A 13000-nucleotide genomic window follows, 5' to 3' on the forward strand; every position below is an offset into this window, starting at 1 on the left:
TGCGTTTTTTGTGATCTGCAAGGATCAGCGCTGTACGACGCGCATCTGCTTGCCGCCCGGTTCTTTCGGCAGCACGCGCTTGGCAACCACGTAATGCTGTTCCCAATACGGCTTGTTCAGCGTATCGATGCTCACCGCTTTGCCACGGCGCGGTGCGTGGATGAAGCGGTCGTTGCCCAGGTAGATGGCAACGTGATTGACCCGACGGCTCTTGATGTTGAAGAAAATCAGGTCGCCAGGCTTCAGATCCTTGCGCTCGACTTTCTCGCCGTGACCGCTGGCCATGGCATTGGAGGTGCGCGGCAGGTCGAACGTGGCGTCGTTGAACGCGTATTTCACCAGACCGCTGCAGTCGAAGCCTTTACTCGGGCTGCTGCCGCCCCAACGGTAAGGTGTACCGAGGACGTTCACCGCACGACTGAGGACGTTGCTGCTTTCCTTGTTCGCCATCGGTGGAACCAGCTTGCCGTGACCTTTGCTGGCGAGCGTGGTGTGTTTCGTTTGTTTGCCTTTGTTCGAAGGAGCAGAGGCATGGGATTTGGGGGTGAAGCCGTTGACGTTGGGAAGACGTTGCTCACGATTGGTGGCGTGGGCGGCCAGTGGCATTAATAGGCAAATAGTTAGCCATGTCTTGAAAAATGGACGCATTAGGCAGGGCTCTTATGTGTTAGCGCGCAACTTTATAACAGCTTTTTTGTCCCTTCCGAGGCCGTTGGTCGATTCAAAAGGCGGGCAACGGAACCAAACAAGCGGCAAATAGACGCAATTGTCGGACAGAAGTCAGGTGCTATAAGGCTTTGACGGACCACAAGGTAGCATTTGCCGTACGTCGGGTACCTGTAAAAAAGTCACAAAGAATTAAAGAAAATTTATCTATCGCGTGTATCGAGGTCTTCATGAACCGCTATCAACTGCCCCGTGTGAAGGAAAAGGACACCCATAGCAAGGTGATCGGTTACCTGTTGTGGATCTTCGGTTTTACCGGGTCGCACCGCTTCTATTACGGCAAGCCGGTGACCGGCACGATCTGGTTTTTCACCTTCGGCCTGCTGGGGATTGGCTGGCTGATCGACGTGTTCCTGATCCCGGCAATGGACCGGGAAGCGGACCTGCGCTTTGCGGCGGGGCCGATCGAATACAACGTGGCGTGGATTCTGCTGACATTCCTCGGTGCGTTCGGCGTGCACCGGATGTATCAGGGCAAGTGGATCACAGGTTTGCTGTACCTGCTGACCGGCGGGTTGTTCTTTCTGGGCGTGCTGTATGACTTCTGGACGCTGAATGATCAGGTGTCGGTGCGTAATGCCGAAGGGCGGGGCGCTTTTCAGTAAGTGATGGCGAGGGGAGAACCGCCGGCGCAGTTCGTGCGCTGGCAGGCCCCCCTTCGACTTCCGGTTTTGCATCTGTGCTATTTCGATTGCGCGAAGGTTTGCATTTGGAAAGCGACAAACGTAACGGCAGTGACACCATAAAGTATTGCAATGACGGTGTGATGGGGCATGGACCAGTACACAATCCTGTCAACCAGAATCAATAGCGATAGTGTCGCTATCAAGTAGGCTGATATTTTTAATAACAGACCTCTGAGCGAGTTGGTGTGTGCCCAGCCTAATAGGAGAATCTGCAGTAGGTGCATTAGTGCAAGTGTCAGGAAAATTATCAGCGTCACACCAATGGGCAGGCTGATTGAATCCTGGCTTATGTCATAAGTTTCTGATTTGAGATTTTCTATTAGTACGAGCACTCCTGTGCCAGATGTAAGTACGAGAACGATCGGGTATAGATATCTCAATAATCTGCAGGTCCTGTCCATTCGCTCTCCATCGTTCGGATGTCTGTAAGAATGCTGAAACTTACTGGGCAGGATTAAACCCAGTTCCGCTTAGCCTTATTTTATGCTCACCAAAAATGTCGATTTCGTAATGTGTTCCAGAAAATACTCTGCCTGCTGTCGTTAATAACTCAAGGGCAGTTGGTCTGTTGCTTGCGTCGAAGTCATAAGTGTCAGTATATGCTCTGATAACGCCATCGAAAACCCAGGATCCTGTGTTGTCTCTGATGAAGTTTCCCTCCATCTTTATCGTTATTCTTCCTAGATAAGCTCCGGTGACGTTGCTGTCATTGATGGTAGCGTAAGGGATCCTGGGGTCGGACAAGTAATAAGTACCAGTTTCTCGAGTGCTTGCAATAGAGCTTGCCAGTAATGGCAGTTCATTGGCTCTGACGTTCAGGCCAATGTTGTTGATGTTGACCCTCATCCTCTCACCATTTCCCCAGAGATAATGAGCGAAGGCTTTGATCGGGCTGAAGGTACCTCCGGAAAGCTCGGTTGTGAGCGTTTCGTAATTCAGGTTGTACGGAGCCGTCGCTGCGACTTTGATCAGTGCTTCTATGGGGCTTAGTTTTTGCTGTGCCGCAAATGAGTCAGCCAAGCTGAAGTTAATGACTTTGTTCTTGAAGTAACCATGGCTGATAATGGTGGAACTGTTCAATAAGTAGTTGTCGCTTTCCGTGATCCTCCAGAGGTCGCGGATTCCACCCAGAGCATCGTTGTTAATTGCCTTGTTCACCATTTGCAGTTCATAGATGAAGGGATTCCGGATTTCATCTCAAGCCAGGCATGAAACATATCCATTTCTGCTGAGGTTATTACGGGACCATTGCTCAGTGGTAGTGAATAGGTTTGACCGTCATGGGTGATGATGGCCTCTCCTGCGCCCTGCCAATCTGCTGTTGCATAGGTCCCCCATCTGAATCCGGAGTCGACTGTAAAACCGCCAGAGTTTCCTGTTGTACCTCTGGTGATAATAGGGGGAAGCGTAAGTCCATTTTTCATGTGCTCATCCTTGTGGGTATTAGTTATCCTTCTGACGGTTTTATGTTAATGACTCTATGTAGATGTTACCTACGAGAACTTTGTAGGCTGTTTCTGATTGTTTCGCGGCTGTTTTTACAGGGTGGGTGTAAAACGTCGGAGATTTCTTTATGGCGGGTAGCCGCTTTCCTGCGCCACTTGGTGCAGATCTAACGGCAGAAGACCGGTGAGGGAGATTTGACGTTGCGAACAGTGACTTTGAGCGAAACTTTTCCAATAAGGATGTTTGTCGCTATCAAATGAAGTTCAAGAGGTAGCAGGCCATTGCAGCCTGCTACCTCCAGTCTTCATGCCTGATGGCTGATCCGGCCATCCACCAGGGTGTAACGCACTACACCCGGCAGGCTGTGACCGAGGAACGGGCAGTTCTCGCCCTTCGACAGCCAGCTCTCGCCGGCCACGGTCGAAGCCTTCGGATCGAACAGCACGATATCCGCCGCGCCGCCCACTGCCAGCTTGCCTGCCGGCAGGCGCAGGGCCTCGGCCGGGCCGGCGCTCAGACGTGCCAGCAGGGTCGGCAGGTCCAGCAGACCATCCTCGACCAGCGTCATCGCCAGCGGCAGCAGCAGTTCAACGCTGCTGATGCCCGGCTCGGTCGCGCCGAACGGTGCCAGTTTGGCATCGCGCTCATGGGGCTGGTGATGGCTGGAAATCGCCGAAACCACCCCGGACTTCACCGCTTCACGCAGGCCGTCGCGATCCGCGCGGGTGCGCAGCGGTGGTTGCACGTGATACAGGCTACTGAAGTCGATCAGCGCTTCATCCGTCAGGATCAGCTGATACAGGGCCACATCCGCCGTGACTTTCAGGCCACGGGCCTGGGCTTGGGCAATCAGCGCAACGCCACGAGCGCTGGTCAGCTGACTGAAGTGCGCACGCACGCCGGTCTGCTCGACCAGCAGCAGGTCCCGGGCCAGGGCCACGGTCTCAGCGGTTTCCGGGATACCCGGCAGGCCGAGGAAGCTGGCGGTGGCGCCTTCGTGGGCCAGGCCGCCGTCGGCGAGGTCGTGATCCTGGGAGTTGAAAATCACCGTCAGGTCGAAGGTTGCCGCGTAGTCCAACGCCCGGCACAGGGTACGGGTGTTGCGGAAGCTCTCCAGACCGTTGCCGAACGCCACGCAACCGGCGTCGCGCAAGGCAACGAGCTCGGCCAGCTGCTCGCCGTCCAGGCCTTTGCTCAGGGCGCCGATCGGGAATACTTTGGTGTTGCCGGCCTCGCGGGCGCGGTCGAGGATCAGCTCGGCCACGGCGGAGGTGTCGAGCACCGGTCTGGTCTTCGGCGGGCAGCACAGGCTGGTCACGCCACCGGCCGCAGCGGCGCGGGTTTCGCTGGCGATGGTGCCTTTGCGGCTGTAGCCCGGTTCGCGCAGGGCGACGTTCAGGTCGACGAGGCCCGGAGCGGCGACAAGGCCTTGGGCGTCGATGGTTTCGACGGCGGTAAAACCGGCCGGTGCCGCGCCGAGGGCGACGATCTTGCAGGCTTCAACGTGAATATCGGTGATTTGATCCAGGCCGCTGCTTGGATCGATGACGCGGGCGCCGAGAATGCTGAGCTTCACTGGGCGTTCTCCTGCTCGAATTGACGCTGCGCGGTTTGTCCGCTCATGGCCATGGACAGCACGGCCATACGGATCGCGATGCCGTAGGTGACTTGATTGAGGATCACCGAGTGCGGGCCGTCGGCCACCGCCGACTCGATCTCCACGCCACGGTTGATCGGACCCGGGTGCATGACGATGCAATCGGGCTTGGCGCCGGCCAGGCGCGCGGTGGTCAGGCCGAACAGGCGGTAGAACTCGCCCTCGCTCGGCAGCAGGCCGCCGGTCATGCGCTCGCGCTGCAGGCGCAGCATGATCACCACGTCGACGTCTTTCAGGCCTTCGGTCATGTCGGTGTAGACCTTAACGCCGTATTGCTCGATGCCGATCGGCAGTAGGGTTTTCGGCGCGATCACGCGGATGTCCTGGCAGCCGAGGGTCTTCAGGGCGAGCATGTTCGAGCGCGCCACCCGCGAGTGCAGGATGTCGCCGACGATGGCCACCGAGAGGTTTTCGAAGCTGCCCTTGTGCCGACGGATGGTCAGCATGTCGAGCATGCCCTGGGTCGGGTGGGCATGACGGCCGTCGCCGCCGTTGATGATCGCCACCTGCGGGCAGACATGCTCGGCGATGAAGTGCGCGGCGCCCGAGTCACCGTGGCGCACGACGAACATGTCGGCGGCCATGGCTTCGAGGTTGCGCAGGGTGTCGAGCAGGGTTTCGCCCTTGCTGGCCGACGAGGTCGACACGTTCAGGGTGATCACGTCCGCCGACAGCCGCTGGGCCGCCAGTTCGAAGGTGGTGCGGGTGCGGGTGGAGTTTTCGAAGAACACGTTGCACACGGTCTTGCCGCGCAGCAACGGGACCTTCTTCACGGCCCGGGCACCGACTTCGAGGAACGAGTCGGCGGTGTCGAGGATTTCCGTCAGCAACTCGCGGCGCAGGCCGTCGAGCGAGAGGAAGTGGCGCAGCTGGCCCTGATCATTGAGCTGCAGCGGGCGCTTGGTATCTAGAGGCGTCATCGCGAAGGGGACTCTCAATAGGGCGGATTAAAGGGCAAGGTCTTGCAGTTCGAGGGCCAGCTCCGGGCCGGACAGCTTGACCCGCTCGTGGGCGGCCAGCGACAGGGTCGCGCCGACCACGTTCGGGCGGATCGGCAGTTCGCCGGCGTCCAGGTCCAGCAGGCAGACCAGCGTCACGCTGGCCGGGCGGCCGTAGTCGAACAGTTCGTTCATGGCGGCGCGGATAGTCCGGCCGCTCATCAGTACGTCGTCGATCAGCACCAGATGCTGGCCTTCGATTTCGAAGGGCAGGGCGGACGGGCGCACTTGCGGGTGCAGGCCGTTCTGGCTGAAGTCGTCGCGGTAGAAGGAAACATCCAGCGTGCCCAGGGGCGCATCGCTGCCCAGCTCTTCGAGCAGGGCCTGGGCGACCCAGACGCCGCCGGTGCGGATGCCGATGTAACGCGGTTCGCTGATACCACGCTGGGCCAGGTGCGCCTTGAGGCGTGTCGCCATCTGGCTGATCAGATCGGCGGGATTGGGCAGGCTCATGGTTGCTCCTTCTCGGGGTCGAGCCGGTTCTCGCGAACCGGGGCTCGGGTTGTAGCCAAAAGAAAAGCGCCGTAGCGCTTGTCAGGATTCAAACAGTGCGGTGTTTTCATCGAGCCAACCCTGCAGCAGCAGGGCAGCAGCGATGGCATCCACCGGGTTGTCGCGGTAACTGCCCTTCTGTCCGCCGCGCACCAGTCGCTCGCCCTTGGCTTCGAAGGTCGTCAGGCGCTCGTCGTGGGTATAGAAGGGCAGGTTGTAGCGGCCGTTGAGGCGGCGGGCAAATTTTTCGGCGCGCACGCACATCTCGCTGGGCGTGCCGTCCATGTTCAGCGGCAGGCCGACCACCACGGCATCGGGTTTCCATTCCTTTATCAGGGCTTCGACCTGATTCCAGTCCGGCACGCCGTTTTGCGCCTTCAAGGTGCACAGTTCGCGGGCCTGGCCGGTAATCACCTGGCCGACCGCCACGCCGATCTGTTTGGTGCCGTAGTCGAAGCCGAGGATCAGGCGCAGGGCCATCAGGCGTGCCCTGCCTGGCTGGTCAGCAGGTTGAGGTTGATCCCCAAGTGCCTGGCCGCCGCTTCCAGGCGCAGTTCGCTGCTGGTGTTGAACAGGATGTCGGCGTCGTACGGGCAGGTCAGCCAGGCGTTGTCGGCCATTTCAGCCTCCAGTTGCCCGGCTTCCCAACCGGCGTAACCGAGGGTGATCAGGCTTTTTGCCGGGCCCACGCCGTCGGCGATGGCGAACAGCACGTCTTGCGAGGTGGACAGTGCAAGGTCACCCTCCAGCTCGACGGTGGCCTGGAAGGTCTTGCCCGCCGGATGCAGCACGAAACCGCGATCGGTCTGCACCGGGCCGCCGATGAAGATCGGTACATGCTGGCACAGCGCTGGCGGATCGATGTCCGGGCGCAGTTGCTCGAGGATGTCGGCCAGATTCAGTTCTTGCGGTCGGTTGACCACCAGCCCCATGGCCCCATTGGCCGTGTGCTCGACGATGTAGGTCAAGGTGTGGGCAAAGTTCGGGTCGGCCATGTGTGGCATGGCGATCAGGAAGTGATGCTTGAGGTAGCTGGGGCTGACGTTTTTCATGTGCGGTAGTGTGGCGTTCGGGGGGCGAACTGACAAGCTGGAGATGCAAGCAACACATCGATCCATCGTGGGAGCGAGCCTGCTCGCGAAAGCAGTGTGTCATTCAATATTCATGTAGCTGATCCACCGCATTCGCGAGCAGGCTCGCTCCCACAGGGGTTCCGCGGGGGTCAGTTACTGGAGAGCTTGTCGCCCCGGGCGAATTTCCAGGTGCGGATGATTTCCAGCCGGTCGATGTCCGACAGGTCGCCGGTAAACGGTGCGAAAGGCGCCGCCAGCCGCACGATGCGCTGCGCCGCCTGATCCAGCAGCGGCTGGCCGGAGGATTCCAGCACCAGCACTTCATACAGCGAGCCGTCGCGGTTGATCGACACCATCAGGCGCAAATTGCCGTAAATCTGCTGGCGCCGGGCTTCTTCGGGGTAATTGAGGTTGCCGATGCGCTCGACCTTCTTGCGCCATTCGTCCTTGTACCAGGCGCCCTTGTCGCGCATGGTCGAGGCCGCGCTCAGGCGGTGAATGCGCGGACGCTTGGCGTACAGCTGTTGTTCGTTGGCCAGTTCGGCTTCGAGGCTGGCGATGTCGCTGGAGAGCTGCGAACTGTCGAAAGTCGGGGCATCGACCGTCGGTTTGGTCTCGGTCTTGGCTTCTTCTTTCTTGGTCGGCGCCTTTTTCGGTTTCGGCGCGACGGTGGTCACCGCAGCCTTGGGCGCGGCTTCCTGCACTTCCGGCTTGGCGGCCGGCGGCGGGGTGACTTTCTTGACCTGATTGTCCTGGAACGGCGCGACCTCGGTGGTCTTGGGGATCGCCTTCTTGTCGAGGGTGCCGCTGCCTTCCTGGTTTTCCTGGGCGAGGAAATCGGCCTTCTTGGGCTTGGTTTCGCTCTTGAAGGTGGCGAGGGTGATTTCCAGGGTTTTGCTGATCTGCTTGGGCTCGACCATGGTGAAACCCACGCCGAGCAGCAGCGCCAGATGGATCAGCGCCGCGAGAAACAGGGTAAATCCGAGGCGATCGACCGGGCGCACGCCGCGGTGGGCGAGTTCAGCAGGCAGATCGGACGGAAGTGTCATGACAAGAAAACCAACATCGCGTTTTTCACAGGCCGCGCATGATAACGCAATGTTGGTTTCACGCCTTGGGCTTCAAGCATCAAGCGACAGGCTGCATGTGACACACATCAACCTTGCAGCTTTTTCTCGATGGCATCCATCAGCATTCCGCCGATGTCGGTGCCGAAAGCGTTGTCGATCTCGCGGATGCAGGTCGGGCTGGTGACGTTGATTTCGGTCAGGTGCTCGCCGATCACGTCGAGGCCGACGAACAGCAGGCCCTTCGCGCGCAAGGTCGGGCCGACCTGAGCAGCGATCCAGCGATCCTTGTCGGTCAACGGACGGGCTTCGCCACGGCCGCCGGCGGCGAGGTTGCCACGGGTTTCGCCCTGGGCCGGAATCCGCGCCAGGCAGTAATCCACCGGCTCGCCGTCGATCATCAGGATGCGCTTGTCGCCGTCCTTGATCGCAGGCAGGTAGGCCTGGCCCATGATCTGCTGGGTGCCGAGGGCGGTCAGGGTTTCGAGGATCACCGACAGGTTCGGATCGCCGACGCGGTGACGGAAGATCGACGTGCCGCCCATGCCGTCCAGCGGCTTGAGGATCACGTCGCCATGTTTGGCGGCGAACTCACGCAGCACGTCGGCCCGGCGGCTGACCACGGTCGGCGGCGTGCACTGCGGGAACAGCGTGGCGAACAGCTTTTCATTACAGTCGCGCAGACTCTGCGGCTTGTTGACCACCAGCACGCCGGCGGATTCGGCCTGTTCGAGCAGGTAGGTGGAGTAGACGAACTCCATGTCGAACGGCGGATCCTTGCGCATCAGGATCACGTTCAGGTCGCTCAGCAGGGAATCCTGTTCGGCGCCCAGTTCGAACCATTTTTCCGGGTTGGCGAAGACTTTCAGCGGCTTCATCCGTGCCCGTGCCTGACCTTCGCCCTGATAAAGGTCTTTCTGTTCCATGTAGAACAGTTCCCAGCCGCGCTTCTGCGCCGCCAGCAGCATGGCCAGCGAGCTATCCTTTTTATAGGAAATGCTGGCGATTGGGTCCATGACTATCCCGACGCGAACGCTCATTGGGTTTTCCTCGAAAATTGGCTACCGGATCGGTATGAAAAAAGTGCCGCCAGAGTGGCTCCGGGCGGGTTTTCGGTCAAGGAAAAACCCGTCGATAGATTGCGTCAGGAGACTGTGCTAAAAAGGCTGCCATATCGTGCTGGCCCTTGAGCATCAAGGGTTTCCGGCCATTACGCATCGCAAAACGGACAAATTGATTCGCAAAGGCGACGGTAGAACCCCCTTATGGAACAGCAGTCCAGCGCCTTGAAGGTCATGGTGATCGACGACTCGAAAACGATTCGTCGCACCGCCGAGACCCTGTTGAAAAATGCAGGGTGCGAAGTCATCACGGCGATCGACGGTTTCGACGCCCTGGCGAAGATCGCCGACAACCACCCCGGGATCATTTTTGTCGACATCATGATGCCGCGTCTGGATGGTTATCAGACCTGCGCTTTAATCAAGAACAACAGTGCCTTCAAGGCGACACCGGTGATCATGCTGTCGTCCCGCGACGGGCTGTTCGACAAGGCCAAGGGGCGGATTGTCGGTTCCGATCAATTTTTGACCAAACCTTTCAGCAAGGAAGAACTGCTCGACGCGATTGCGGCCCATGTTCCGGGCTTTGCCGCTGATTTGCCGCAGTAAGACACGCACAGTGACGCTCGGCCAGCGGGCCCGGTGTCGACAAGAAAAAATGGGGAAGACCATGGCACGTATTCTGATCGTCGATGACTCGCCGACCGAAATGTACAAACTGACCGGCATGCTGGAAAAGCACGGCCACGAAGTGTTGAAAGCCGAAAACGGCGCCGACGGCGTGGCCCTGGCCCGTCAGGAAAAACCCGATGCCGTGTTGATGGACATCGTCATGCCCGGCCTCAACGGTTTCCAGGCGACCCGCCAACTGACCAAGGACGCTGAAACCAGCCATATCCCGGTCATCATCATCACCACCAAGGATCAGGAAACCGACAAGGTCTGGGGCACCCGCCAGGGCGCCAGGGACTACCTGACCAAACCGGTCGACGAAGACACGCTGATCAAGACCCTGAACAACGTGCTGGCCGGTTGATCGCGCCGCCATGAGCGAGTCGCTGACCGCGTTCGAACTGTTGTGGCAGATCGACCAGCGCTGTCGCCTGCTGGCGGCGGACCTGCCGTCGCAACCGGCGCGCCAGGATCGCTGGAGCGGCATCGGCTTTCGCCTGGGCGAACACTGGTACGTCGCGCCGATGGGCGAGGTCAGCGAAGTGCTGCCCGAACCGCGCTTCACCCAGATGCCGGGGGTAAAGCCCTGGGTCAAGGGCGTCGCCAATCTGCGCGGGCGGTTGTTGCCGATCATGGACCTGTGCGGATTCTTCGGCCATGAGCTGTCACCGATGCGCAAGCAGCGGCGGGTATTGGTCGTGGAGCATCAGGACGTGTTTGCCGGTGTGCTGGTCGATGAGGTTTTCGGCTTGCAGCACTTCGAGCAGGACAGCTTCGAACCCGTCTCGATCCGCAAGCGGCAAGGCTCCAAGGGCGAGTTCGTCAAAGGCTATTTCCGGCGCGAGCAGAACTGGCGGGTTTTCAGCCTGTTTGCGCTGGCGCAGTCACCGAGTTTCATGCACGTCGCAATTTAGCAGCAACACCAGAGAACCCCCTGTGGGAGCGAGCCTGCTCGCGATTGAACGATAACGCGGTGAAACAGTGCCACCGCAGGGCCTGAATCGCGAGCAGGCTCGCTCCCACAGGTTCTTCGGCAAGTATTGGAAGGTGCGGATGATCAAAGCAAAAACCAGCAAGCCCGCAGAAGGCTCGCGCAGCCGCTCGCAGATCATCGTGCTGTTCATCGCGCTGATCGTGTTCATCATGCTGCTGTTCGCCAATTTCGCTTACCTCAACACCCAGGCCAACTACGACAAACAGTACATCGGTCACGCCGGCGAGCTGCGGGTGCTGTCGCAGCGGATCGCCAAGAACGCCACCGAAGCCGCCGCCGGCAAGGCTGCCGCGTTCAAGCTGCTCAGTGATGCGCGCAACGATTTCGCCCAGCGCTGGGGTTATCTGAAGAAGGGCGACCCGGCCACCGGCCTGCCGCCGGCACCGTCCACCGTGCGCCCGGAAATGCGCGCCGTGCAGCTGGACTGGGAACGCCTGCTGAAAAACACCGACGCCATCCTGTCCAGCGAACAGACCGTGCTATCGCTGCATCAGGTCGCCGCAACCCTGGCCGAAACCGTGCCGCAGTTGCAGATCGAATACGAAAAAGTCGTCGAGATCCTCCTGCAACGCGGCGCCCCGGCGGCGCAGGTGGCCATGGCCCAGCGTCAGTCGCTGCTGGCCGAGCGGATTCTCGGCGCGGTCAACACCGTGCTCTCCGGCGATGAAAACTCGCAACAGGCCGCCGATGCCTTCGGCCGTGACGCCACACGTTTTGGTCAGGTGCTCAACGGCATGCTGCAAGGCAACCCGACGCTGAAGATCAGCCAGGTCGAGGACCGTGATGCCCGTGCGCGCCTGAGCGAAATCGCCGAGCTGTTCCAGTTCGTTTCCGGCTCGGTGGATGAAATCCTCGAAACCTCGCCAGAGCTGTTCAAGGTCCGCGAGTCCGCCACCAATATCTTCAGCCTGTCGCAGACCCTGCTCGACGAAGCCTCGCACCTGGCCACCGGTTTCGAAAACCTTGCCGGCGGGCGCAGTACCGACACCATCGGCGGTTACGTGCTGGGCCTGCTGGCGCTGGCATCGATCATCCTGATCGGTATGGTCATGGTCCGGGAAACCAACCGTCAGTTGCGTGAAACCGCCGAGAAGAACGAGCGCAACCAGAACGCGATCATGCGTCTGCTGGACGAAATCGAAGACCTCGCCGACGGCGACCTGACGGTGACCGCCTCGGTGACCGAAGACTTCACCGGAACCATCGCCGACTCGATCAACTATTCCGTCGACCAGTTGCGCGACCTGGTGGCGACCATCAACCTCACCGCCGGCCAGGTCGCCGCCGCCGTGCAGGAAACCCAGGCCACCGCCATGCACCTGGCCCAGGCCTCGGAGCATCAGGCCCAGCAGATTTCCGAAGCCTCGACGGCGATCAACGAGATGGCCCAGTCCATCGATCAGGTGTCGGCCAACGCTGCCGAATCCTCGGCGGTGGCCGAGCGTTCGGTGGAGATCGCCAACAAGGGCAACGAGGTGGTGCACAACACCATCCACGGCATGGACAACATTCGCGAACAGATCCAGGACACCGCCAAACGCATCAAGCGCCTGGGTGAGTCGTCCCAGGAAATCGGCGACATCGTCAGCCTGATCGACGACATTGCCGACCAGACCAACATCCTCGCCCTCAACGCGGCGATTCAGGCATCGATGGCCGGTGACGCCGGGCGCGGTTTTGCCGTGGTGGCCGACGAAGTGCAACGGCTGGCCGAACGTTCGTCCGCCGCGACCCGGCAGATCGAGACGCTGGTGCGGGCGATCCAGACCGACACCAACGAAGCCGTGATTTCCATGGAACAGACCACCACCGAAGTGGTGCGCGGCGCGCGGCTGGCGCAGGATGCCGGTGTGGCCCTGGAAGAAATCGAAGGCGTGTCCAAGACCCTCGCGGCGCTGATCCAGAGCATTTCCAACGCGGCGCAGCAGCAGACGTCTTCGGCCGGGCAGATTTCCCTGACGATGAACGTGATCCAGCAGATCACCTCGCAGACCTCGTCCGGCTCCACGGCCACCGCCGAAAGCATCGGCAACCTGACGAAAATGGCCAGCCAGTTGCGGCGTTCGGTGTCCGGGTTCACCTTGCCGGCGGCGGCAACGCCCGCCACGGGCAAGGCGTGAGGCCTGCG

The 13000-nt window shown here is 60.1% G+C and carries 15 protein-coding genes; 5 read left to right on the forward strand and 10 right to left on the reverse strand.

Features of this window, described 5'->3' with window-relative positions:
* Positions 1–24: 24 nt before the first annotated feature.
* Complete coding sequence (locus DXT77_RS10160; RefSeq protein ID WP_085709074.1) at positions 25–648, reverse strand: C40 family peptidase; 624 nt, start codon at positions 646–648, stop codon at positions 25–27.
* A gap of 248 nt (positions 649–896) precedes the next feature.
* On the opposite strand from DXT77_RS10160, the gene DXT77_RS10165 reads away from it, so the two are divergent.
* On the forward strand, positions 897–1331 hold the full coding sequence (locus DXT77_RS10165) for a TM2 domain-containing protein (protein WP_119427539.1): 435 nt from the start codon (positions 897–899) through the stop codon (positions 1329–1331).
* A 522-nt stretch (positions 1332–1853) separates the two neighbouring features.
* On the opposite strand, the gene DXT77_RS10175 is transcribed toward DXT77_RS10165, so the two are convergent.
* The 9 genes from DXT77_RS10175 to gshB all read right to left on the reverse strand — a co-directional run bounded on the left by DXT77_RS10175 (position 1854) and on the right by gshB (position 9185).
* Positions 1854–2573 carry a lipid II-degrading bacteriocin gene (locus DXT77_RS10175; RefSeq protein ID WP_256662931.1) on the reverse strand — a complete coding sequence of 240 codons (720 nt, stop codon included), beginning with the start codon at positions 2571–2573 and terminating at the stop codon, positions 1854–1856.
* Positions 2567–2836: a hypothetical protein gene (locus DXT77_RS30080; protein WP_256662932.1), complete on the reverse strand. Its 270-nt coding sequence runs from the start codon at positions 2834–2836 to the stop codon at positions 2567–2569. The genes DXT77_RS10175 and DXT77_RS30080 overlap by 7 nt, the downstream gene beginning before the upstream one ends.
* A gap of 326 nt (positions 2837–3162) precedes the next feature.
* Positions 3163–4434, reverse strand: a complete 1272-nt coding sequence (locus tag DXT77_RS10180; RefSeq protein ID WP_119427541.1) for a dihydroorotase — start codon at positions 4432–4434, stop codon at positions 3163–3165.
* Complete coding sequence (locus DXT77_RS10185) at positions 4431–5435, reverse strand: aspartate carbamoyltransferase catalytic subunit (protein WP_025109148.1); 1005 nt, start codon at positions 5433–5435, stop codon at positions 4431–4433. Before DXT77_RS10185 ends, DXT77_RS10180 begins: the two co-directional genes overlap by 4 nt.
* A gap of 27 nt (positions 5436–5462) precedes the next feature.
* Positions 5463–5966, reverse strand: coding sequence for a bifunctional pyr operon transcriptional regulator/uracil phosphoribosyltransferase PyrR (gene pyrR / locus DXT77_RS10190; RefSeq protein WP_114886085.1), 504 nt, complete (start codon positions 5964–5966; stop codon positions 5463–5465).
* An 81-nt stretch (positions 5967–6047) separates the two neighbouring features.
* Positions 6048–6485 (reverse strand): Holliday junction resolvase RuvX, encoded by a 438-nt coding sequence (ruvX, locus tag DXT77_RS10195; RefSeq protein WP_119427542.1) that lies wholly within the window; start codon positions 6483–6485, stop codon positions 6048–6050.
* Positions 6485–7057, reverse strand: a complete 573-nt coding sequence (locus DXT77_RS10200; protein ID WP_119427543.1) for a YqgE/AlgH family protein — start codon at positions 7055–7057, stop codon at positions 6485–6487. Before DXT77_RS10200 ends, ruvX begins: the two co-directional genes overlap by 1 nt.
* Before the next feature lie 170 nt (positions 7058–7227).
* Positions 7228–8127, reverse strand: coding sequence for an energy transducer TonB (locus DXT77_RS10205; protein WP_114886083.1), 900 nt, complete (start codon positions 8125–8127; stop codon positions 7228–7230).
* A gap of 107 nt (positions 8128–8234) precedes the next feature.
* A complete protein-coding gene (gene gshB / locus DXT77_RS10210) occupies positions 8235–9185 on the reverse strand; it encodes a glutathione synthase (protein ID WP_085709082.1) in 951 nt (316 codons plus the stop codon).
* 225 nt (positions 9186–9410) lie between these two features.
* On the opposite strand from gshB, the gene pilG reads away from it, so the two are divergent.
* The 4 genes from pilG (at position 9411) to DXT77_RS10230 (ending at position 12992) form a co-directional block, all read left to right on the forward strand.
* Positions 9411–9815, forward strand: a complete 405-nt coding sequence (gene pilG / locus DXT77_RS10215; RefSeq protein ID WP_085709083.1) for a twitching motility response regulator PilG — start codon at positions 9411–9413, stop codon at positions 9813–9815.
* Between the two features lie 61 nt (positions 9816–9876).
* Positions 9877–10242, forward strand: a complete 366-nt coding sequence (gene pilH / locus DXT77_RS10220) for a twitching motility response regulator PilH (protein ID WP_011336365.1) — start codon at positions 9877–9879, stop codon at positions 10240–10242.
* Positions 10243–10252: 10 nt separating this feature from the next.
* On the forward strand, positions 10253–10792 hold the full coding sequence (locus tag DXT77_RS10225; RefSeq protein ID WP_119427544.1) for a chemotaxis protein CheW: 540 nt from the start codon (positions 10253–10255) through the stop codon (positions 10790–10792).
* Between the two features lie 139 nt (positions 10793–10931).
* Complete coding sequence (locus tag DXT77_RS10230) at positions 10932–12992, forward strand: methyl-accepting chemotaxis protein (protein WP_119427545.1); 2061 nt, start codon at positions 10932–10934, stop codon at positions 12990–12992.
* Positions 12993–13000: the final 8 nt, after the last annotated feature.

The sequence above is a fragment of the Pseudomonas sp. 91RF genome (genome assembly GCF_003576265.1).
Classification (GTDB): domain Bacteria; phylum Pseudomonadota; class Gammaproteobacteria; order Pseudomonadales; family Pseudomonadaceae; genus Aquipseudomonas; species Aquipseudomonas kribbensis.